General features: G+C 67.8%; 22 protein-coding genes. 19 read left to right on the forward strand and 3 right to left on the reverse strand.

Going from position 1 to position 20,693, the window contains the following annotated elements:
* The first annotated feature begins 74 nt into the window (after nt 1-74).
* The 17 genes from MAE01_RS03990 (at nt 75) to MAE01_RS04070 (ending at nt 15,761) form a co-directional block, all read left to right on the forward strand.
* Complete coding sequence (locus tag MAE01_RS03990) at nt 75-1,418, forward strand: ABC transporter substrate-binding protein (protein ID WP_371861758.1); 1,344 nt, start codon at nt 75-77, stop codon at nt 1,416-1,418.
* Nucleotides 1,415-2,338: a carbohydrate ABC transporter permease gene (locus MAE01_RS03995; RefSeq protein ID WP_186806112.1), complete on the forward strand. Its 924-nt coding sequence runs from the start codon at nt 1,415-1,417 to the stop codon at nt 2,336-2,338. The genes MAE01_RS03990 and MAE01_RS03995 overlap by 4 nt, the downstream gene beginning before the upstream one ends.
* Nucleotides 2,338-3,216 carry a carbohydrate ABC transporter permease gene (locus tag MAE01_RS04000; protein ID WP_147038268.1) on the forward strand — a complete coding sequence of 293 codons (879 nt, stop codon included), beginning with the start codon at nt 2,338-2,340 and terminating at the stop codon, nt 3,214-3,216. The genes MAE01_RS03995 and MAE01_RS04000 overlap by 1 nt, the downstream gene beginning before the upstream one ends.
* 36 nt (nt 3,217-3,252) lie before the next feature.
* On the forward strand, nt 3,253-4,944 hold the full coding sequence (locus tag MAE01_RS04005; protein ID WP_147038269.1) for a glycoside hydrolase family 13 protein: 1,692 nt from the start codon (nt 3,253-3,255) through the stop codon (nt 4,942-4,944).
* Nucleotides 4,945-4,986: 42 nt separating this feature from the next.
* Nucleotides 4,987-5,979 carry a metal ABC transporter solute-binding protein, Zn/Mn family gene (locus tag MAE01_RS04010; protein ID WP_147038270.1) on the forward strand — a complete coding sequence of 331 codons (993 nt, stop codon included), beginning with the start codon at nt 4,987-4,989 and terminating at the stop codon, nt 5,977-5,979.
* Nucleotides 5,976-6,860 (forward strand): metal ABC transporter ATP-binding protein, encoded by an 885-nt coding sequence (locus MAE01_RS04015; protein WP_371861759.1) that lies wholly within the window; start codon nt 5,976-5,978, stop codon nt 6,858-6,860. The genes MAE01_RS04010 and MAE01_RS04015 overlap by 4 nt, the downstream gene beginning before the upstream one ends.
* Entirely contained in the window at nt 6,857-7,747 is an 891-nt protein-coding gene (locus MAE01_RS04020; protein WP_147038272.1) for a metal ABC transporter permease, read from the forward strand. The genes MAE01_RS04015 and MAE01_RS04020 overlap by 4 nt, the downstream gene beginning before the upstream one ends.
* Nucleotides 7,748-7,757: 10 nt before the next feature.
* Entirely contained in the window at nt 7,758-8,171 is a 414-nt protein-coding gene (locus tag MAE01_RS04025; protein WP_147038273.1) for a Fur family transcriptional regulator, read from the forward strand.
* Nucleotides 8,168-9,214, forward strand: coding sequence for a permease (locus MAE01_RS04030; RefSeq protein WP_147038274.1), 1,047 nt, complete (start codon nt 8,168-8,170; stop codon nt 9,212-9,214). The genes MAE01_RS04025 and MAE01_RS04030 overlap by 4 nt, the downstream gene beginning before the upstream one ends.
* Entirely contained in the window at nt 9,207-10,001 is a 795-nt protein-coding gene (locus MAE01_RS04035; RefSeq protein ID WP_229718110.1) for a TIGR03943 family putative permease subunit, read from the forward strand. The genes MAE01_RS04030 and MAE01_RS04035 overlap by 8 nt, the downstream gene beginning before the upstream one ends.
* On the forward strand, nt 9,991-11,607 hold the full coding sequence (locus MAE01_RS04040; protein WP_147038275.1) for an Ig-like domain-containing domain: 1,617 nt from the start codon (nt 9,991-9,993) through the stop codon (nt 11,605-11,607). The genes MAE01_RS04035 and MAE01_RS04040 overlap by 11 nt, the downstream gene beginning before the upstream one ends.
* Complete coding sequence (locus tag MAE01_RS04045; protein ID WP_147038524.1) at nt 11,607-12,269, forward strand: DNA-3-methyladenine glycosylase; 663 nt, start codon at nt 11,607-11,609, stop codon at nt 12,267-12,269. The genes MAE01_RS04040 and MAE01_RS04045 overlap by 1 nt, the downstream gene beginning before the upstream one ends.
* 125 nt (nt 12,270-12,394) lie before the next feature.
* Nucleotides 12,395-12,631: a 50S ribosomal protein L28 gene (gene rpmB / locus MAE01_RS04050; protein WP_071645079.1), complete on the forward strand. Its 237-nt coding sequence runs from the start codon at nt 12,395-12,397 to the stop codon at nt 12,629-12,631.
* Nucleotides 12,631-12,801 carry a 50S ribosomal protein L33 gene (rpmG, locus tag MAE01_RS04055; RefSeq protein ID WP_147038276.1) on the forward strand — a complete coding sequence of 57 codons (171 nt, stop codon included), beginning with the start codon at nt 12,631-12,633 and terminating at the stop codon, nt 12,799-12,801. Before rpmB ends, rpmG begins: the two co-directional genes overlap by 1 nt.
* A 3-nt stretch (nt 12,802-12,804) precedes the next feature.
* Complete coding sequence (rpsN, locus tag MAE01_RS04060) at nt 12,805-13,110, forward strand: 30S ribosomal protein S14 (RefSeq protein WP_144793638.1); 306 nt, start codon at nt 12,805-12,807, stop codon at nt 13,108-13,110.
* 255 nt (nt 13,111-13,365) lie between these two features.
* Nucleotides 13,366-13,653: an HU family DNA-binding protein gene (locus MAE01_RS04065; RefSeq protein WP_017203554.1), complete on the forward strand. Its 288-nt coding sequence runs from the start codon at nt 13,366-13,368 to the stop codon at nt 13,651-13,653.
* 167 nt (nt 13,654-13,820) lie between these two features.
* Nucleotides 13,821-15,761, forward strand: a complete 1,941-nt coding sequence (locus MAE01_RS04070; RefSeq protein WP_147038525.1) for a bifunctional copper resistance protein CopD/cytochrome c oxidase assembly protein — start codon at nt 13,821-13,823, stop codon at nt 15,759-15,761.
* Nucleotide 15,762: 1 nt separating this feature from the next.
* On the opposite strand, the gene MAE01_RS04075 is transcribed toward MAE01_RS04070, so the two are convergent.
* Complete coding sequence (locus MAE01_RS04075; protein WP_147038277.1) at nt 15,763-16,821, reverse strand: hypothetical protein; 1,059 nt, start codon at nt 16,819-16,821, stop codon at nt 15,763-15,765.
* 63 nt (nt 16,822-16,884) lie between these two features.
* Between MAE01_RS04075 and MAE01_RS04080 the strand changes: the two genes are divergently transcribed.
* The gene (locus MAE01_RS04080) at nt 16,885-18,291 is read left to right on the forward strand and encodes an ATP-dependent DNA helicase (protein WP_147038278.1); all 1,407 of its coding nucleotides are present in this window, start codon (nt 16,885-16,887) and stop codon (nt 18,289-18,291) included.
* On the opposite strand, the gene MAE01_RS04085 is transcribed toward MAE01_RS04080, so the two are convergent.
* Nucleotides 18,288-18,935, reverse strand: coding sequence for a biliverdin-producing heme oxygenase (locus MAE01_RS04085; RefSeq protein WP_147038279.1), 648 nt, complete (start codon nt 18,933-18,935; stop codon nt 18,288-18,290). The two genes, MAE01_RS04080 and MAE01_RS04085, sit on opposite strands and share 4 nt — an antisense overlap.
* Nucleotides 18,936-18,992: 57 nt before the next feature.
* Nucleotides 18,993-19,307, reverse strand: coding sequence for a DUF2470 domain-containing protein (locus MAE01_RS04090; RefSeq protein WP_147038280.1), 315 nt, complete (start codon nt 19,305-19,307; stop codon nt 18,993-18,995).
* Nucleotides 19,308-19,405: 98 nt separating this feature from the next.
* Here MAE01_RS04090 and MAE01_RS04095 point away from each other — a divergent pair, with 98 nt between their 5' ends.
* Nucleotides 19,406-20,686: a serine hydrolase domain-containing protein gene (locus tag MAE01_RS04095; RefSeq protein ID WP_147038281.1), complete on the forward strand. Its 1,281-nt coding sequence runs from the start codon at nt 19,406-19,408 to the stop codon at nt 20,684-20,686.
* Nucleotides 20,687-20,693: the final 7 nt, after the last annotated feature.

Genomic DNA, 20,693 nt, shown 5'->3' on the forward strand with positions numbered 1-20,693 from the left:
GAGAGAGTACCGTTCATCAGAGTAAATTCGCTCATTAGATTTACTTTGTGAATCTATCGGTCGGAAGGACGAAGGTGTCTGAGAAACGAATACGGTTGGCCCGGCTGACCGCTGGGGCCATGGGGCTCGCGATGGTCGGTGCCGCGCTCACGAGCTGCGCCGCGGGCTCAGGAGCGGAGACCATCCGCTTCACCTTCAGCAAACGCGAGGCCATCGAGTTCATGACCGATCTCGTCTCCGAGTACAACTCCTCCCAGAGCGACGTCAGGGTCGAGATCGACACATCCGGGGTCGACGTCGTCTCCGCGAGTTTCGTGCGCGGCAACCCGCCGGACATCATGCTCGGCAACTACAACTACGAGATCGCCCGGTTCGTGCAGCGGTGCGCCCTGACGGATCTCTCCGACACGGATGCTGCGGCGAACATCCGCGACGATCTGCAGCCCCTCATGGACCAGTACGGCTCCTGTGAGGGCCGCACGAGCGCCCTGCCGTACTCGGTGATGGCGGCGTCCGTCATCTACAACAAGGAGATCTTCGACGCTCAGGGCCTCGAGGTGCCGCAGACCTGGGATGAGCTCATCGCCGTCTGCGATCAGCTGAAGGCCGCCGGCATCGACCCGTTCTACGGCACCTTCAAGGACGACTGGACCGTCGGTCAGGGCTGGTACGACTACACCGCGGGCGGATCGGTCGATGTGATCGAATTCTTCGACGCGCTCGCCGAAGAGGGTGCCGAGGTCGGACCGGACTCGGCCGTGTCGTTCCAAAAGGATTTCGCAGAGCCCATGGAGCGCATGATGCAGCTCGTGGACGGCTACACGAACGCGGATGCTGCAAGCCGCGGCTACGGCGACGGCAACCTCGCCTTCGCCAACGGCGAGGCGGCGATGTACTTGCAGGGGCCGTGGGCCTTCAGCGAGATCGCCAAGACCTCGCCCGACCTGCCGCTCGGCACCTTCCCCCTCCCGATGACCGACGACCCCGCCGACCTGGGGGTGCGCGTCAACATGGATCTCGCCGCGATGATCCCCGAGGGCTCGCGCCATCAGGAGGCCGCGCGCGACTTCCTCGAGTTCCTCTACGAACCACAGAACATCGAGGAGTACAACGCCTCCCAGCTCGGCTTCACCCCGACGAAGGACGCCCCAGCCCCGGACGACCCGCGCATCGAGGGGATGATCGAGTACTACGACAACGGTCAGATCTATCAGGGGCCGTCCGTGCTCGTGCCCAAGACGTTGCCGATCTTCAACTACGCCCAGGCGATGGTGCTCGGCGCGTCCACGGAATCCACGCTGCGCACCATGGACGCCGACTGGGCCCGCATCGCCTTCCGGGCCCCCATCCCTTCCACTCAGGACAACGCGAACGGCGAAGCATCAGCGATCGGCGAGACAGAGGAGTCCGCGCCATGACCACCACGAGCACGAGCACGACCGCCATCGTGACCGGCGGTGAGCGCAAGCTCCGCCGCCACACGCGACGCGTCGAGCCGATCTACTACCTGTTCCTGCTGCCGACGCTCGTGATCTTCACTCTCGCGATCACGGTGCCCGGGGTGGTCGGCATCTTCTTCAGCTTCACGGACTCGATCGGGATCGGCGAGTGGAGCTTCAACGGTTTCACGAACTACATCGCGCTGTTCAGCGACCCGGCGATCCTGCAGAGCTACCTCTTCACGTTCGGCTTCTCGATCGCCACCGTGATCGTGGTCAACGTGATCGCGTTCCTGCTCGCGGTCGGACTCACCTCGCGCATCCGCTTCAAGACCGGGCTGCGGACGATCTTCGTCATCCCGATGGTGATCTCGGGCATCATCATCGCCTACGTGTTCAACTTCCTCTTCTCGAACTCGCTCCCTACCGCCGGGGCCGCCATCGGCATCCCGTGGCTCGAGACGAGTCTGCTGGCGAACCCCGATCTCGCGTGGGTCGCGATCGTCATCGTCACGGCATGGCAGGCGGTGCCGGGAACACTGCTCATCTACATCGCGGGTCTGCTCTCGGTCCCCGGCGAGGTGTACGAGGCGGCGAGCATCGACGGCGCGAGCAAGTCCCAGCAGCTCACCCGCATCACCATCCCGCTCGTCGCCGGTTACGTCGTGATCAACGTGATCCTCGGGTTCAAGGGCTTCCTGAACGCCTACGACATCATCGTCGGACTCACGAACGGCGGACCGGGAACCTCCACCCGCAGCGTCGCGATGACGATCATCGCGGGCTTCAACGGCGGCGACTACGCCTACCAGATGGCCAACGCGACCATCTTCTTCATCGTCGCCGTGCTCATCTCCCTCCTCCAGCTGTCGCTGACGCGCGGAAGGAACGCACTCTGATGTCGACGCAGACCATCACCACCGTCACGGCCGACGGCAAGAAGCCCCGCATGAGGATGGAGCGCGTCAACTGGTCGGGCACGATCATCCTGATCCTGTGCACGGTCACCGTGCTGCTGCCGCTGTACGTGACCATCTCGATGTCCCTGAAGACGACGGAGCAGGCGGTCGATGGCAACGCCTTCTCGCTGCCGGCGCCGTTCAGCTTCGACGGGTTCGTCGAAGCGTGGAACCTGACGAAGTTCCCCGTCGGAGCCGGCATCTCGTTGCTGGTCACCGCTGGCACCGTGGCAGCGACGATCGTGCTCGCCGCGTTCGCCTCCTACGCGATCGTCCGCAACTGGGACCGCCGGCTGTTCCGCTACTCGTTCTTCTACCTGCTGGCGGCGATGTTCATCCCGTTCCCGGTGGTCGCGCTGCCGCAGATCCAGCTCACCGGACGCGTCGGGCTCGACAACCCGCTCGGGGTGATCATCCTCGCCACGATGTTCCAGCTGAGCTTCAGCGTCCTGCTATTCACGGCGTTCCTGCGCTCCATTCCGATCGAACTCGAGGAGAGCGCTCGCATCGACGGCGCCTCCACCTGGCAGACGTTCTGGAGGCTGATCTTCCCGCTGCTCGCGCCGATGAGCGCGACGGTCGGCATCTTCGCCTTCCTCTACGCGTGGAACGACTTCATGATGCCGTCGCTGATCATCTCCGACCCGGCGCTGCAGACGCTGCCGGTGCGTCAGAACCTGTTCCAGAACCAGTTCAGCAACAACTACAACGTGTCGTTCGCCTCGTATCTCATGGCTATGGCACCCGCGATCCTGGCCTATCTGTTCACGCAGCGCTTCGTCATGGAGGGCGTCACGCAGGGCGCCGTCAAGGGCTGAGCCAGACCACCACAAGGAAAAGGAGCACCACACCTCATGACCGACTCGCTTCTCACCGAGATCCGCGAAGACGACACGACGGCAGCGTGGTGGCGGCAGGCCGCCGTCTACCAGATCTACCCCCGCAGCTTCGCCGACGCGAATGGCGACGGGATCGGCGACATCCCCGGCATCCTCTCTCGCGTCGACTACCTGGCTGAGCTGGGCATCGATGCGGTCTGGCTGAGCCCGTTCTATCCCTCCGCGCTCGCCGACGGAGGATACGACGTCGCCGACTACCGAGACGTCGACCCGCGGCTGGGAACGCTCGCCGATTTCGACGCGATGGTCGAGGCGCTGCACGCGCGCGGCATCCACGTCGTCGTCGACATCGTGCCGAACCACTCGTCCGACCAGCACGAGTGGTTCCAGGAGGCGCTCGCCGCCGGCCGCGGCTCGGCTGAGCGCGAGCGGTACATCTTCCGCGAGGGAGTCGGTGCCGACGGTTCAGAACCGCCGACGGACTGGGTGTCGGTGTTCGGCGGCAGCGCCTGGGAGCGCGTCGAGGACGGGCAGTGGTACCTGCACAACTTCGCCAAGGAGCAGCCCGACTTCAACTGGGACCACCCCGAGGTGCGGGCGGACTTCCTCGAGACGCTGCGCTTCTGGTCCGATCGCGGGGTCGACGGGTTCCGCATCGACGTCGCCCACATGCTGACGAAGGACCTCAGCGAACCGTTGCCCTCGCGCGACGAGCTCGACGCCATCGACCGCACGTCGGGCAGCCATCCGCTCATCGACCGCGACGACGTCCACGAGATCTACGCCGAGTGGCGCCAGCTGTTCAACTCGTACGATCCGCCGCGCACCGCTGTGGCCGAGGCCTGGGTCGACACCCCGGAGCGTCGGGCGCGCTACGCCTCGGCCGAGGGGCTCGGGCAGGCGTTCAACTTCGACCTGCTGGTGGCGGACTTCGATGCGGCCCAGTTCCGCGAGATCATCGTCGACAATCTCGAGCAAGCGCAGCGCACCGGATCATCGACGACATGGGTGCTCTCCAACCACGACGTGACCCGCCACGCCACCCGGTACGGCCTCGCCCCGCTGCAGGGACGCGCCGTGAAACAGGGTGCCGAGTGGGTCGCCGCCGGAGGTCCGGTCGAACTGCTCGACCGAGACCGCGGACTGCGGCGCGCGAATGCCGCGTCGCTGCTGCTGCTGGGTCTGCCGGGCAGCGCCTACCTCTACCAGGGTGAGGAGCTCGGCCTGCACGAGGTGGCCGAAATCCGGCCCGAGGATCGTCAGGATCCCGCATTCTTCCGCGGCGCCGAGTTCGACGGGCTGGGGAGAGACGGATGCCGGGTGCCGCTGCCGTGGACCGCCGACGGCGTCTCCTTCGGCTTCGGTTCAGCACCCGCGCATCTACCCCAGCCGGACTGGTTCGCCGCCCACGCGGTGGATGCGCAGGCATCCGACCCCTCGTCGACCCTGTCGCTGTACCGCGAGGCGCTGCGCCTGCGGCACCCGCTGCAGACGGGGGAGACGCTGGAGTGGATCGAGACCGGTCGTGCGGACGTGCTGCGATTCGCGCGCCCGAATGGATGGCAGGTCGTGACGAACTTCGGGTCCGAGCCCTTCGACCTCGGCGAGGATGCCGCGGACGTCGTGCTGACGAGCAGGGCGCTGGAGGGCTCGACGCTTGCAGCGGAAACGACCGCCTGGATCGCTCCGGGGTCCGATCGCCACTGATCGCATTTGATAACGGTTCTCATTAGCGTTTAGAGTGGGAACATGAAGAAGCCCGTCGTCGTCCTCGCCCTCGCATCCGTCACCGCCCTCGGGCTGGCCGGATGCTCCGCCCCGGCATCGGGGGAGGGCGGCGACGACGGTCTCATCCACGTCACCGCCAGCACCAACATCTACGGATCGCTGGTCGAGCAGATCGGCGGCGAGCGGGTCGACGTCACCACGATCATCGACTCGGCATCACAGGACCCGCACTCCTACGAGGCCACGGCCCGCGACCGCCTCGCCGTGCAGGATGCCGACCTGATCGTCGAGAACGGGGGCGGCTATGACGCCTTCATCGACACGCTGCTCGACGGCTCCGACGCGCACGTGTTCACGGCGGCGGAGTTCTCGCACGACTTCCCCGGCAACGAGGGTCACGACGAGCCGGATGCCGGAGCCGATGAGGACGCGCACGACCACGATCACGCCGATGAGGAGGAAGGCCACGAGGGCCACGACCACATCGAGGGCTTCAACGAGCACGTCTGGTTCGATCCGCACACGATGATCCACGTCGTCGAGGGCCTCGCCGAGGAGCTCGGCGAGATCGACCCCGATGGCGCCGAAGACTTCGCCGCCGCCGCCGACGAGATCATCGCCGACCTCGAAGGGGCCGAGGCGGAGCTCGAGACCATCAAGACGGAGGCGGACGGGGCAGGTGTGTTCATGACCGAACCGCTCCCCGGATACATCGCCGTGGCCGCCGGCCTCACCGATCTCACGCCCGAGGGCTTCGCCGAGTCGGTGGAGGAGGGCAGCGACGTCGCGCCGGCGACTTTGCTGGATGCGCTCGAAGTCATCGAGAGCGGTGACGTGAAGGTGCTGCTCACCAACGCGCAGACCGGCGGGGCCGAGACGGAGCGCGTCGAAGCGGCCGCTGAGGCCGCCGGCATCCCGGTCGTGGCGTTCACCGAGCTGCTCGAGGACGGATCGTCGTACTCTGAATGGATGCACGACGCGATTCAGAGCCTCGCCGACGCACTCCGTTCGTGAGTGCGGCCCTTCGGCCGCTGAGCCCGTCGAAGCGTCAGGGACCGGGAGAGAGGCCCATCCTCGAGATCGAGGGTGCGGCCCTGCGCCGCGACGACCGCGAGCTGTGGTCCGGCCTCGATCTGACCGTCGAACCCGGCGAGTTCATCGCGGTGCTCGGACCATCCGGATCAGGCAAGACCACCCTGCTGCGCGCGATCCTCGGCCTGCAGCCGCTGAGCGGCGGACGCATCCGGGTCGCCGGACAGCCCGTGCAGCGCGGCAACCCGCGCATCGGATACATCCCGCAGCAGCGTCCCCTGCCGCCCGACACCAGCATGCGCGCCCGTGACGTCGTCGCCCTCGGTGTGAACGGTACCCGCTTCGGGCTGCCGATCCCGCGCCGAGGCGACCGGGCCCGGGTCGACGCCCTGCTCGAAGGAGTCGGTGCGTCGCACTACGCCGATCGCCGGGTCGGACTCCTCTCCGGAGGGGAGCAGCAACGGCTGCGGGTCGGCCAAGCACTCGCTGACAAGCCGACGCTGCTGCTGTGCGACGAGCCCCTGTCGAACCTCGACCTCGCCAACCAGGTCGGCGTGACCGAGATCATCGACCGGCAGCGCAAGCAGCGCGATGCCGCCGTGCTCTTCGTCACGCACGACATCAACCCGATCCTCGGCCGCGTCGACCGCATCCTCTACATCGCCGGCGGCCGGTTCGTGCTCGGCACCCCGGACGAGGTGCTGCAGAGCCGCGTGCTCACCGATCTCTACGGCACCCCCGTGTTCGTGCTGCGGGCAGGTGACCGGCTGGTCGTCGTCGGCGCCCCCGACGCCGAGGCGCATCACGAACACCACGATCACGACGCATCCGCCGACTCCGCGAACGAAGGCGGATTCGCATGATCGCGCCGCTGTTCGACTGGGGGGACGTCTTCTCGTTCCAGGACTACGGCGCGCTCGTCGCGCTGCTCGCGAACTCGATCGTCGCCGGCGCCGTGCTCGGCATCGTCGGCGGCCTCATCGGCGTCTTCGTCATGCAGCGCGACCTCGCGTTCGCCGTGCACGGGGTCAGCGAGCTTTCGTTCGCCGGCGCCGCGGCGGCGCTGCTGTTCGGCGGCAGCGTGGTCGCCGGATCCCTCGGAGGGGCGCTCGTCGCGGCGATCCTGATCGGCATCCTGGGGTCGAAGGCTCGTGACCGCAATTCGATCGTCGGCGTGCTCATGCCGTTCGGCCTGGGCCTGGGCATCCTGTTCCTGTCGCTGTATGACGGACGCACCGCCAACCGGTTCAGCCTGCTCACCGGACAGATCGTCTCGGTCTCCAGCCCGGACCTCGGTTGGCTGATCGGCATCAGCGCGTTCGTGCTCGTGGGCCTCCTGCTGATGTGGAATCCGCTGCGCTTCGACTCGCTCGACCCTGTTGCGGCATCCGCCCGCGGCATCCCGACGCGCTTCGTGAGCCTGGCGTTCATGGTGCTGCTCGGCCTCATCGTCGCCGTCAGCGTTCACATCATCGGCGCGCTGCTGGTCATGGCGCTGCTGGTGACGCCGGCCGCTGCGGCGATGCGCGTGAGCGCAGGCCCGCTGGCCGTGCCGCTGCTGGCGGCGCTGTTCGGTTTCGTCTCGGCCGTCGGCGGCATCCTGCTCGCGCTCGCCGGGACCCTTCCGGTCAGCCCGTACATCACCACGATCTCGTTCCTGATCTATGTCGGATGCTGGGTCGCGCAGCGTATTCGGAACCGGGTGCGCCGTTCCGCTGCTCCCAGGACCGGCACAACGCTTCCGGCCTAGAATCTCGGGTATGGCTCAGCGGAACACCTGGCAGCGCGAACGCGTGCGCGAAGCGCTCGGCGACGCGCGCGGATTCGTCAGCGCCCAGAGCCTGCATGCCACCCTCCGCGAGGAGAACACCGGCATCGGACTCGCCACCGTGTACCGCGCCCTGTCGGGCCTCGCGGCATCCGGTGACGCCGACTCGCTGCAGAGCCCCGAGGGCGAGGCGCTCTACCGCGCCTGCTCGACCGAAGGCCACCACCACCACCTGATCTGCCGCTCCTGCGGGCTCACGGTCGAGATCGAGGCGAAGGACGTCGAGGCCTGGGCCAAGCGGACCGCCTCCCTGCACGGATTCAGCGAAGCCGAACACGTCGTCGACATCTTCGGCCTGTGCACGCCGTGCGCCAAGCAGCGGGCGGCCGCCGAAGGCTCGGCGTGAGCACCAGCGCGCCCACGCGGACGCCGCGTACGGCCCAGGCTCCGCACCCTTCGAGAGGGTCCGGGCGCTCGCCGTGGATCGGTGTCGCGATCGGCGTGGTCGTCATCGCCGCGCTCTTCCTGATCGACCGGTTCGCCCCCGCGCTGTTCCAGGATGCGCTGCCCACCCGGGCGCAGGACGGTCTCACGCTCGCCCTGAGCGTCCTGATCGAGGCGCTGCCGTTCGTGGTGCTCGGCGTCGTGCTCTCGATCGTCGTGCAGGTGTGGCTGCCGCCGAACCTGATCCAGCGCTGGCTGCCGCGCAGCGGCTGGGCGCGCAGAGCCGTGCTGTCGCTGCTCGGGATGCTGATCCCGGTCTGCGAGTGCGGGAACGTCCCGTTCGCCCGCGGCCTCATGATGCGCGGTCTCGCACCCGCGGAGGCGATGACCTTCCTCATCGCCGCCCCGATCGTGAACCCCATCGTGATCATCACGACGCACGCCGCGTTCGGTTTCGACGGCGGCATCCTCGTCATCCGCCTCATCGGCGGCTACCTGATCGCCAACCTCATCGGCTGGATCTACAGCCGTCACCCCGACCCCGACGCCATGCTCACCCGTCAGTTCACCGCGACGTGCGAGCGGGTCACGCACGAGCACGGCACACCGACCCGCCGGAGCCTGACGCAGTTCATCATCGAGCTGCGCGCGGTCATGCCGGCGCTCGTGATCGGCTCTGCGCTCGCCGGTGCCGTGCAGGTGCTCGTTCCGCGCGACATGCTCCTCGCGATCGGATCGAACCCCGTGCTGTCGATCGTCGCGATGATGGCGCTGGCGATGACGGTCGCGATCTGCTCGAACGTCGACGCCTTCTTCGCCCTGTCGTTCGCGTCGACGTTCTCGTCGGGCGCGCTGATCGCGTTCCTGCTCGTCGGACCGCTGGTCGACATCAAGATGCTCGCGCTGCTGCGCACCACCTTCACCGCGCGCAGCCTGGTGGGCGTGGTCGCGGTGGTGCTCATGAGCGCGTTCGCGATCGGGATCGGGGTGAACGTCTTTGGCTGAGTCGCGCACGATCCGCTGGTCCGCCGTCGGTACCCGCTGGCTGGGCATCGGCCTCGCCTCGATCATCGCCGTCGTCACACTCGGGCTGGGCTTGTCCGGTCAGCTCACCCTGTACATCAGCCCCGAGTCGATCTGGTTCGCCTGCGCGGGTGCGGTCGTCGTGCTCCTCGGCGCGATCTGGTCGTTCACGCTGCCGCTCGGAACCGAATCGGATCACGGCCATGACCACGGGATGCCTTCGGCGGCGGTCACTGAGCCTGTCGAAGTGTCCACGGCATCCCGCCGTCGCACGCTGACTCTCGTCGGCACCGTCTCGGCGGGCGTCGTCGCGAGCGGTGTCGTGGTCGCGGCACTCGTGCTGCCTCCCGCGTCGCTGTCGGTGGAACTTGCGATGTCGCGCGCCGATGCCGACCCGACGCTGTTCGCCGGTGCCGACACTCCTACTCTCGGCGTCGCCGACACCACCACCTTCGGCGTCGGGGAGTGGTCGAGCGTCTTCGCGACCGCGTCCCGTCCCGAGGCATACGACGGCTCGCCCGTCACGCTGGTCGGGTTCGTCACGCCGGGCGACGCGGATGCCGTCAACCTGACCCGCATGATCATCACCCACTGCGTGATCGACGCGCAGCCCGCCGCGGTTCCGGTGACGATGGATGCCGACGAGTACGGCACTGGACAGTGGGTCGAGGTCACCGGCACGGTCAAGGCGGACGCCGACGGATCGCTGCGGGTGCTCCCGACGTCGGTCGTGACCATCGATGAGCCCGGGGACCCGTATGAGTACTGAGGACCGGTCCGGGGCAGAGCCGCCGCGGACGCGCGCCGAGGCGCGCGCCGCGCGCGAGGCCGCCGAGCGGGCGGCTGCGGAGGCTGAAGAGAGGCTTCGACTCCCTTCGGTCGCTCACCCCGTTTCGTCTGCGGAGGCTTCGCCTCCTCCGCTCAACGAACCGCAACAGCAGCCCGCGCAGCCTCCGCTCAACGACCCGCGGGGGGAGTCTCCGCAGAACGACCCGCAGCCCTCCCCGCGCGACCGGCGTCGGTTCCTGTACACGATCCTCGCGGTCGTCGGCGTGCTGGCCGTCGTGGTCGTGGGCCTCGGCGCGGTCAGTCTGTTCCAGGGACCCCGGATCAGTCAGGTGCAGGTCGACCCGCGCGAGGCGATCCAGGTGTCGGGCAGTCGCGTCATCCTCACCGCGAACCAGGCGCTGGAGGAGATCGACGAGTCCCAGGTCACGGTCGAGCCGGCGGTGCCGTTCACCGTCGACGCCGCAGGGCGCAACGTCGGCATCCGCTTCACCGTCCCGCTCGACGACACGACCGAATACACCGTCAAGGTGGCGGGAGTCACCGGAAGCGGGGGCGGACCGGCATCCGACCTGTCGACGACGTTCACGACCCCCGCCGCCGAGATCTTCCTGCTGAACCGCTCCGACGATGACGACTCGATCTTCCGCACCGACCTCACCGGTGAGAAGGCCGTCCCGGTCTTCACCCACCCCCGCATCAACGACTACCGGGCGACATCCACTTCGCTGGTCGTCGCGGTCGAGGACGGCGACAGCTCCCGCATTCTCGTCATGGATCGCGATGGCGAGAACGTGCGCGAGCTCCCTCTTCCCGGCGACGGCTACGTGAGCTCGGTACAGGTGTCCGAGCGCGGCGGACTGGTCGGCTACACGTACTCCGACAAGGACCTCACTGAGGACAGCGGCCGGGCCAGCGTGCTCGTGACGCAGCCGCTGAGCGGCGAAGGCGAGCCGCAGATCGTCACGGTCGGCGAGGAGGAGGCGAGTATCGCCGAATGGCAGTTCGTGCCCGACTCGGCGGCCGTGCTGTTCATCGACTTCGCCGGCACGCTCTCCCTCGATGACCGCTCCGGCGATGCCGGGGCGCAGAACATGGGGCTCGCGATGCGTCTGCTCGGCGTCTCGCGCGGCACGTACACCGCCGTCATCGAGCGCGTCGACCAGAGCATCGTGGAGCTGAACCTCGCCGACGGCTCGGAGGAGCCGCTCGCGGCATCCGATCCCGACTACGGCCCTGCGACCGAGATCACCCCGTTCCCCGGCGGAACGCTGCGCCATGTCGTCGCCCGCGATGCGGACGGGCTGCCCACCGGGCAGGCGATCATCCGCGTCGACGAAGAGGGCAAAGCCGAGCCGCTGATGGACGTCGAGTCCGGAAACGCGATCCTGCAGGCCTGCGCGTCGCCGAGCGGGCAGTACGCCGCGGTGACGGTGGCGCCGAACCTACCCGAGAACGCCTACGACGACATGCTCGTCCCGCTGCCCAAGACCCTCGAGACGCACCTGTTCGACCTGCGAAGCGGCGAGGAGCTCGTCGCTCTGACCGGCTTCGACGCGTCGTGGTGCCAGATGGCGCCGTCGTTCTGATGACGCTGCGCCGTGCCACGAGGAGCGAGCTCGAGGGACTGCCGCTCGAGGTCGCACCGCGCCTGCTCGGCGCGGAGCTGCGCACCGTCGTCGACGACGTCGAGGTACGGCTGCGCATCACCGAGGTCGAGGCCTACCACGGCCAGGGGACGGGAGACGTGGCCGACCCGGGATCGCACGCCCGCATGGGCCGCACGGCCCGCAACGCCACGATGTGGGGCGAGCCGGGTCACCTCTACGTGTACCTGAGTCACGGCATCCACTCGTGCGTGAACGTCGTATGCGGGCCGGAAGGCACCGCGGGTGGTGTGCTGCTGCGCGCCGGCTCCGTCATCGAGGGGGCGGATGCCGCGGCGCTGCGCTCGGGTCGTGCAGGGCGCGACCTCGCGCGCGGTCCCGGCCGATTGGGGCAGGTGTCAGGCCTGCGGCATCCGGTTCATGACGGGGTCGATGCCGTCACCGGATCGGAGCTGAACGGCGCCCGAGCCGAGTTGTGGTGGGGGTCTGAACCCGCCGGCGTCGTGTCCGGGCCGCGCGTCGGCGTCGCGGGTATCGCAGGGACGGATGCCTTCCCCTGGCGCTTCTGGATCGAGGGGGAGCGGAGCGTCTCACCGTTCCGCTGGGGCCGCGGCGCTGCCGAAGCGCAGGCCATGCTAGACTGACTCCTTGTCTGTGCACACTCCTGTGCACAGTTCGTGTGCTGTCCGATTCCGCAGGGGTCGGCGGCGCGCAGACAAGGGATCTTGGGTGAGGCCGTCCGGTCTCACGGTAATGAAGGAGTAATCACATGGCAGCAGTGTGCCAGGTGACAGGAGCTGTTCCCGGCTTCGGTCACAACATCTCGCACTCGCACCGCCGGACGAAGCGCCGCTTCGACCCGAACGTGCAGAAGAAGACCTACTACGTGCCCTCGCTCGGTCGTAAGGTCACCCTGAACGTGTCCGCCAAGGGCATCAAGGTGATCGACGCGCGTGGCATCGAGAAGGTCGTCGCGGACCTCAAGGCGAAGGGTGTGAAGCTCTAATGGCCAAGAAGGCTCAGGACGTACGTCCGATCATCAAGCTCCGTTCGACGGCGGGCACCGGTTTCACGTATGTGACCAAGAAGAACCGTCGCAACACCCCCGACCGTCTCGTGCTGAAGAAGTACGACCCGGTCGTCCGCAAGCACGTCGAATTCCGAGAGGAGCGTTGATCCATGGCTAAGAAGAGCAAGATCGCTCGCAACGAGCAGCGCAAGGTCATCGTCGAGCGCTACGCCGAGCGTCGCCTCGAGCTGAAGAAGACCCTCGTCGACCCGAACGCCACCGACGAGGCCCGCGAGGCCGCTCGCGTCGGCCTGCAGAAGCTGCCGCGCAACGCGTCGCCGGTGCGCGTGCGTTCGCGCGACGCCATCGACGGACGCCCCCGCGGAATGCTGACCAAGTTCGGCATCTCGCGCGTGCGCTTCCGCGACATGGCCCACCGTGGCGAGCTGCCCGGTGTGACCAAGTCGAGCTGGTAAGCATCGCTTGAGAAGGGGCGAGGATCTTCGGATCCTCGCCCCTTTCGCGTCCCGGAGGCATCCCGGCGCAGCCCGAAAAGTGTGACTGGAGTGACGAAAGTGACTCGACACGCCCAGAAATCCTCCAAAACCCGCGAAATGACGCGGAAATACGGGCATCGGTTGATACATTCGAGGCGGTCACTCGACCAACGGGCGGCACCCGCCACCCGAACCACAACTGATGCGACGTGAACTTCGTCGCTGGAGGATGACATGGCTGACAAGTCCATCACCAAGACCGAGCTCGTCGCGAGCATTGCTTCCGCCACCGGCCAGAGCCAGGCCACCGTCTCGGGCGTCCTCGACTCGCTCTTCGCCACGGTCTCTGACGCTGTTGCCAAGGGCAGCAAGGTCTCCATCCCGGGCTGGATCTCGTTCGAGCAGGTCGACACCGCTGCCCGCACCGGCCGCAACCCGCAGACCGGCGCCGAGATCAAGATCCCGGCCGGCAAGCGCGTCAAGGTCACCGCTGGCTCCAAGCTCAAGGCTGCCGTCAAGTAAGACAGCTTCCTTCACGAAGGCCGTCCCATTCGGGGCGGCCTTCGTGCGTGGCGCTGGTGCTGCGGATGCGAGCTTAGGCTTGAGGGGTGAGTTCTCCCGGCCCGCGCACCGCGCAATCGACGAGCGCGAGCGGCGCCCCTTCGTCGTCGTACCGCTCCGCCGGCATCCTGATCCTGGGCACGAGTGCGGCGATCGCTCTCGTCGCGGCGCTCGTCTTCGGCGGCGCTGCCGCACCGCTCCTGATCGGCGACCCCGGCGACGTGATCCGCTGGAGCCTTCCGGTCGCGCGCCTGGTCAACAACCTCAGCGCCGCCCTCATGATCGGGCCCATGGTGCTCGCCCTGTTCGCCCTGCGCGCCGGTGAGAAGCCGTTCGAAACGGCCATGGACACGGCATCCATCGGCGCTGCGCTGTTCACGATCTCGTCCGCGGCGACAGCCTTCCTGACGTTCCTCGCCGCGTTCAACCCGCAGATCAGCCTGGAGGACCAGTTCGGCGAACAGCTGGGACGGTACCTGCTGGAACTCCCGCTCGGCCAAGCCTGGCTGATCACCACGATCATGGGCGCGGTCGTCACCATCCTCGCCTTCGCCTGGCGGAGCTGGACGCCCACACTCATCACCACGGTGATCGCCCTCGCCGCTCTGCTGCCGATGGCCCAACAAGGACACTCGGGGGAGCTCTCCGGGCACGTCGTCGCGGTGAACTCGATCCTGCTGCACACCATCGGAGCTGCCGTCTGGCTCGGCGGCGTCATGCTGCTCGTGGTGCTGCACTTCACGAAGGGCTTCGACGAGCAGGACCTCGTCCGCCGGTACTCAAGCATCGCGATCGCCGCGTTCTTCGTCGTCGCCGTGTCCGGCATCGTCCGCTCGACCGTCGGCCTCGGCGGCTGGGACGGGCTCTGGTCCCCGTACGGCATCATCATCATCGCCAAGGCCGTGCTTCTGGGCGGGATCGGCCTGCTCGGCGCCTGGTACCGCATGCGCCTCATCCCGCGCATGCGCGGTGAGCGCGCTTCGCGGTGGTTCTGGATGCTGATCCTCTGCGAGGTCGCGCTGATGGGACTGGCCTCCGGCGCCGCCGCTGCGCTCGCCCGCACACCTCCGCCCACTGGTGAGTCCGCAGCGACCCGCCAGACCCCCGCCGAGATCCTCACCCGCTCGTCGCTGCCGCCCGAGTTCACGCTCGAGCGGTGGTTCACCGGCTGGGACTACGACATCCTCTGGGCGCTGGCAGCCGCGCTCGGTGCGTTCTTCTACCTCGCCGGAGTCTGGCGCCTGCACAAGCGCGGCGACCGCTGGCCGATCCAGCGAACCATCTTCTGGATGCTCGGCCTCCTTCTGCTGGTCTGGGTCACCTGCGGCCCGATCAACCTGTACCAGGAGTATCTGTTCAGCGTGCACATGCTGGGCCACATGATCCTGTCGATGGCCATCCCGCTGCTGCTGGTCTCCGCGGCGCCGATCACGCTGGCGCTCCGCAGCATCCACAAGCGGGACGACGGCACGCGCGGCGGACGCGAATGGATCCTGTGGGCGGTGCACTCGCCGTTCTCGCGCGTGGTGACGCACCCGTTCGTCGCCGCAGGCATCTTCGTCGGATCACTGTGGGCCTTCTACTTCACCGACCTCGTGCGCTGGTCCATGTACGAGCACCTCGGCCACGAGTGGATGATCATCCACTTCCTCATCTCCGGCTACCTGTTCGTGATGAGCCTGGTCGGCATCGACCCCGTGCCGTACCGGCTGCCGTACCCCGGCCGCCTGATCACCCTCATCGCCGTCATGGCCATGCACGCCTTCTTCGGCATGGCGATCATGATGCAGGAGGGGCTGATGGTCGCCGAGTGGTTCGGCTCGATGGGTCGCACGTGGGGGCCGACCCCGATGGAGGATCAGTACATCGGCGGCGGCATCGCCTGGTCGGTCGGCGAGATCCCGACACTCATCCTTGCGATCACCGTGGCCATCCAGTGGAGCAGAGACGACACGAAGGTGCAGCGCCGCCGCGACCGCCACGCCGATCGCACAGGGGAGGCCGAGCTCGAAGAGTACAACGCCAAGCTCGCCGCCATCGCCGAACGCGACCAGCGCGCGGGACGCTGAGTCAGCTCTCGCCCGGGGAACCCACCCTGATCGATGCCGACCCGTCGGGGAGGATCGTGATCGTCCCGTTCACGCGGAACGGAATGTCCTCCGAGACGTGCTCGATCGAGCCGTCGAACAGCGATCGGATGTCGGCCTCGATGTGCGCGACCGCGTTGGTCGGGGGGATCATCCACTGTGCGCCGTCGGGCTCGACGGAGACGACCGGCTGCGCGGCGATCGACCACACCGGCGGCTCGACGAGCCGGTTGTCCACCTTGAGCCCGAACGGGCAGGCGGTCGGCTGCAGAACCTGCTGCGTCGTGCACTCGGTGAGGAACTCCTCGACCCGGGTCTGCACGACGTCGACGAACTCCTCGGTCGGCACGGTCTGCAGCTCGACCGGCGTCTGCGTGAGCGGCGAATCGGCGAGGATGCTGATGCCGGGCGACTTCGCGATTGCGGTGTCGACCGTGACCGAGTACAGCCCCGGGGTGAAGACCAGCAGAGGCAGCGGATCTGCCGCGACGGCCTCGGTGCCGGCAGACGACACCTGACGCCGATCGACCTCGAAGCCGTTCACGGCGAACTGGTCGGCGCCGAGAACCGTGAGAGAGACGGCAGCCAGCGGCGACTGCGTGAAGCGCCAATTCGGTGTCACACCCGCCCAACCGTCCTGCTTCACGTGGAAGGTGCTGGTGCCCGGGTGGGAGGCGACGACGTAGGACACCGTCACGGAGGTGACATCGCCCTCGGTCTTCTCGGCGACGATCTCGACATCGGCGAGCGGTGCGAGCGCCGCCTTGCGCAGCAGCGCCTCTGATGCCGTCGCAGAAATGCCCGACTCCTCGAGCGCACTGTGGTCGATCGACACCCCTGGGACCCTCAGCGCATCGGCGGCACGGCCTGTCGCGAGCAGATCGAGGTACCGGCCGACGAAGGCCGAGGGGCCGTAGAACTCCTTGTACAGCATGCTCGTGCCGGCACCGAGAGCGGCGATGAGCAGCACTCCGATGACGGCCAGGGCCGTCAGATCGAACCACAATCGGCGGCGCCTGGGCGTCGTCGAGGGCTGATCCATGGCGCCAGTCTAGGAGGGTCGGCCTGTGACAGTGCCGAGCGTCAGGCCGAGCGGCGACGTACCATGAGAGTCGTGTCTTTTCCCGCCCTCTCCGACGAACAGCAGGAGTTGTTCCGTCTCATCGAGGACACCAGGGAGCACGTCTTCATCACCGGCCGCGCCGGAACGGGCAAGTCGACGCTGCTGCAGTACTTCGCCTGGAACACGCAGAAGCAGATCGCGATCTGCGCGCCCACCGGCGTCGCCGCCCTCAACGTCGAGGGACAGACGATCCACTCGCTGTTCCGCCTTCCGATCGGCCTGATCGCCGAGAGCGAGATCGAGCAGAACGACGCCACCCGCCGCATCCTGAACGCCATCGACACTCTCGTGATCGACGAGGTCTCGATGGTGAACGCCGACCTCATGGACGGCATGGACCGTGCCCTGCGCCAGGCCCGAGGACGCCGCGCCGAGCCGTTCGGCGGCGTGCAGGTCGTGATGTTCGGCGACCCGTACCAGCTCGCGCCGGTACCGCCCCGCGGCGACGAACTGCGCTACGTGCAGGATCACTACCGGTCGTTCTGGTTCTTCGACGCGAAGGTGTGGGCCGGGGCGACCATGGGGGTCGCCGACGGACTGATCGATCTCGGCCGGCACGGCGCACCGCTGCACGTGCGCGAGCTGGTGCAGATCCACCGGCAGTCCGACGACGGCTTCAAGTCGATGCTGAACGCCGTGCGCTACGGGCGGGTGACGGCCGAGATCGCCGAGGTGCTCAATCGCCAGGGCACCCGCACGCCGCCCGACCCGGAGCCGGGCGAGATCCCGATGATCACGCTCGCGACGCGCAACGACATCGTCAACAACATCAACCGGCGTCATCTCGCCGCGCTCGCGGGCAAGGAGCAGACCGCCAGGGCCGAGATCAACGGCGACTTCGGACGTGGCGACGGCAACTATCCCGCGGATGCCGAGCTGAAGCTCAAGGTCGGTGCGCAGGTCATGTTCCTCCGCAACGACGTCTCGATGACGGGGGAGCCGCCGCGGTGGGTGAACGGCACGATCGGCACCGTCAAGCGCATCCTCGGCGGCTCCGTGCGGGTCGAGATCGACGGTGAGGATGTCGATGTCGAGCCCGCCGTCTGGGAGAGGTTCCGCTACTCGTACGACGCGAACTCGAAAACGCTCAGCCGCGATGTGATCGCGGAGTTCATGCAGTTCCCGCTGCGGCTCGCGTGGGCGGTGACGATCCACAAGTCGCAGGGCAAGACCTACGACCGCGCGGTCATCGACCTCGGCGGCGGGGCGTTCGCTCCCGGTCAGACCTATGTGGCCCTGTCCAGGCTCACCTCGCTCGATGGCCTGTACCTGTCACGCCCGCTGCGACCGAGTGACATCCGCGTCGATCAGGACGTGCGCCGGTTCATGCGCGAGGCGTGGGAGGCACGCCACTCTTCGACGCCGGAAGTGTCCGGACCGAAGGCCTAAGCGGCCAGCCGGCTCCGGTCGAGGTCCTCGAACAGCTCGGTGTTGAACCGGTAGGCCAGCAGCACCTCGTCGATCACGCGCTCGCGTTCCGCGTCATCCCACGGGGCGGCATCCAGCTGCTCGCGGTAGACGTCCTTGAACGCTGCCGGGTCGGCGATGTCGTCGAACAGGTAGAAGCCGACGCCGTTGGTCTCGAATCCGAACCGGCGCTGCATGACCCGGCCGATGAAGATGCCGCCGGACAGGTCGCCGAGGTAGCGCGTGTAGTGATGCGCGACGAAACCGCCCGGCCAGGTGGCGCCGACCTCGTTGATGCGGGCGACGTAGCGCTCGGTGGTGGGGAGCGGCGCGATCACCGAGCGCCACCCTTCGCCGAGCAGGAAGGCGAGGTCGGCCTCCAGCGCGGGCAGGCGGGTGAGCTTCTCGCTGATGAACACGGATGCCACCGGGTCGCGGCGCATGCGTTCGCCCGCGGACTCGAGCGCCTCGTAGATGAAGTAGTGCTGAGAGACGAGGGCGATGTAGTCCTCGCGCGACCCCTCACCCTTGAGCAGATCCGCCATGAAGCCGGCGTGCTCGCTGCGCGAATGCGAACCGGAGGAGCGCTCGCGGAGGGCGGCGGAGAAGGAGAGGATTTCAGCCATGGCCTCAGTGTAAGGGCATCCTTACCTAATTCGGAACCCTCGACGGCTGTTCGAGCGTCAGGCGTGCGGGCGGGGCTGGATGCCGAGCTTCTCGCATGCGGTGTCGTAGATGGCGACGACCTCGCGTCGCACGGCCGGGCGCTCATCGATGGGGCCGCTGGGCCACGGCACGCGCAACTCCTCCGCGACGCCGGCGCGGGTGATCTGCCATACGCCGCCGTCGCCGTCCAGATCGGTCATCACGGCGTCGGTGATCGGCAGGTCGGATGCCGTCGCGAACGCGCGCGCGATGAGGATGTTGTCGTCGGCGTGGTCGCCGTTCATGTGGCGGAGGATTGCCGAGACGACCTCGGGCTCGAAGATGTGGGGCATGGTCATCACTGTACGTCTGCCGGGAGCGGGCCGAACCGCACGATGTTTGCGGGGGCGCACCATAGACTCTTCTGACAGACCACCCTGGAGCTTCCTTCATGCATCTTCTCTCGCCCCGACGCTGGCGCGCCGCCGCCGCGGGTGCCGTTGCACTCGCTCTCGTCCTGACCGGATGCTCGTCTGAGGAGTCGTTCTCGTACACGCCACCCGAGCAGGTCGACCAAGCACTGCCCGAGGACACCACGGCCCAGCTGCAGGGCGCCGTCGAGAACGCCATGGCGAAGTCGGGCGCGACAGGGGCGATCGTCGGTGTCTGGGTGCCGTGGAGCGGCACGTGGGTGACCGGGCTCGGCACGCAGTCCGTCGAGGATCAGACCGAAGTGACCGCCGAGATGTCGTTCCGCGTCGCGGATGTCACTCGCCTGATGACCTGCGACGTGCTGTACGCGCTCGCCGACGAGGGCGTCGTCGAACTCGACGACCCCGTGACGGAGCACGCATCCGGGGTTGCGCAGCTCGAAGGGATCACGCTGCTCGACCTGTGCAACGGCACGAGCGGAATCGGATCCTCCGAGGCGGCCATCAAGAGCGCGTGGCTGAACACCCCTGAGCGGGTGTGGGCGCCACTCGAACTGGCGTCCTTCGGCCTCGGCCAGACCCCGGTGGAACCGCACACGACCTACCGCGACTCCGACGCCGGCTACCTGCTGCTGGGACTCGCGCTCGAGCGAGCGGCCGGCATGAACGCCGCTGAGCTCATCGCCAAGTACATCTCCGCGCCGCTGGACCTCGCTGGCACCTCGCTTCCCGGCGCCTCGCCCGCCGAACCCGGTGACAACCCCCTCAGCGGCAACTACCTGAAGACGATCGAGGGCGGCTACGACTGCACGGCGCCGGTCGACATCACGACGCTCTCCGCGAGCACGGGCTTCACCGACTCGGGTGCCGTCTCGACGATCGGCGACCTCGGCCGCTTCGTCCAGGCATCCGCGCGACAGGCGCTGCGCGAGGGCGCGGAACCGGATCAGTTCGCTTCGCCCCTGCCCACGTCTTCAGGCGCGCCGTCCTGGTATCAGGCGGCCGGCGGTGCGTTCCTGGTCGGGCCCCTGATCGGTCAGCACGGCTGGACCCCGGGTTATGCGACGGCGGCGTACTCGGACCCCGAGACGGGATTCACCGTGGCCGTCGTGCTGAACAACTCGACGGCCGGGGGCGGCCTGGCCGCCTACCTTGCATGGGAACTCGCGGCCATCGCGTCGAAGGCACCGGCGGCCGACGGGCAGACGGCACCCGAGTTCGGCCTGCCGTTCACGGCCGAGCAGTACCACGAGACGATCTCCGGCCTCACCATCTGCGCCACGCCGCCCGCAGCGGAGTGAGCCTGCC

It is taken from the genome of Microbacterium aerolatum (assembly GCF_007988825.1).
GTDB classification, from domain to species: domain Bacteria; phylum Actinomycetota; class Actinomycetes; order Actinomycetales; family Microbacteriaceae; genus Microbacterium; species Microbacterium aerolatum.

What these genes read in the sequence shown, in the direction of transcription:
- rpsN (WP_144793638.1), top strand. Translation starts at nt 12,805, where the DNA reads ATGGCTAAGAAGAGCAAGATCGCTCGCAACGAGCAGCGCAAGGTCATC.
- MAE01_RS04040 (WP_147038275.1), top strand. Translation starts at nt 9,991, where the DNA reads ATGAGTACTGAGGACCGGTCCGGGGCAGAGCCGCCGCGGACGCGCGCC.
- MAE01_RS04045 (WP_147038524.1), top strand. Translation starts at nt 11,607, where the DNA reads ATGACGCTGCGCCGTGCCACGAGGAGCGAGCTCGAGGGACTGCCGCTC.
- MAE01_RS04010 (WP_147038270.1), top strand. Translation starts at nt 4,987, where the DNA reads ATGAAGAAGCCCGTCGTCGTCCTCGCCCTCGCATCCGTCACCGCCCTC.
- MAE01_RS04085 (WP_147038279.1), bottom strand. Translation starts at nt 18,935, where the DNA reads ATGGCTGAAATCCTCTCCTTCTCCGCCGCCCTCCGCGAGCGCTCCTCC.
- MAE01_RS04025 (WP_147038273.1), top strand. Translation starts at nt 7,758, where the DNA reads ATGGCTCAGCGGAACACCTGGCAGCGCGAACGCGTGCGCGAAGCGCTC.
- MAE01_RS03995 (WP_186806112.1), top strand. Translation starts at nt 1,415, where the DNA reads ATGACCACCACGAGCACGAGCACGACCGCCATCGTGACCGGCGGTGAG.
- rpmB (WP_071645079.1), top strand. Translation starts at nt 12,395, where the DNA reads ATGGCAGCAGTGTGCCAGGTGACAGGAGCTGTTCCCGGCTTCGGTCAC.
- MAE01_RS04065 (WP_017203554.1), top strand. Translation starts at nt 13,366, where the DNA reads ATGGCTGACAAGTCCATCACCAAGACCGAGCTCGTCGCGAGCATTGCT.
- MAE01_RS04005 (WP_147038269.1), top strand. Translation starts at nt 3,253, where the DNA reads ATGACCGACTCGCTTCTCACCGAGATCCGCGAAGACGACACGACGGCA.
- MAE01_RS04080 (WP_147038278.1), top strand. Translation starts at nt 16,885, where the DNA reads ATGAGAGTCGTGTCTTTTCCCGCCCTCTCCGACGAACAGCAGGAGTTG.
- MAE01_RS04095 (WP_147038281.1), top strand. Translation starts at nt 19,406, where the DNA reads ATGCATCTTCTCTCGCCCCGACGCTGGCGCGCCGCCGCCGCGGGTGCC.
- MAE01_RS04090 (WP_147038280.1), bottom strand. Translation starts at nt 19,307, where the DNA reads ATGCCCCACATCTTCGAGCCCGAGGTCGTCTCGGCAATCCTCCGCCAC.
- MAE01_RS04000 (WP_147038268.1), top strand. Translation starts at nt 2,338, where the DNA reads ATGTCGACGCAGACCATCACCACCGTCACGGCCGACGGCAAGAAGCCC.
- rpmG (WP_147038276.1), top strand. Translation starts at nt 12,631, where the DNA reads ATGGCCAAGAAGGCTCAGGACGTACGTCCGATCATCAAGCTCCGTTCG.
- MAE01_RS04075 (WP_147038277.1), bottom strand. Translation starts at nt 16,821, where the DNA reads ATGGATCAGCCCTCGACGACGCCCAGGCGCCGCCGATTGTGGTTCGAT.
- MAE01_RS04020 (WP_147038272.1), top strand. Translation starts at nt 6,857, where the DNA reads ATGATCGCGCCGCTGTTCGACTGGGGGGACGTCTTCTCGTTCCAGGAC.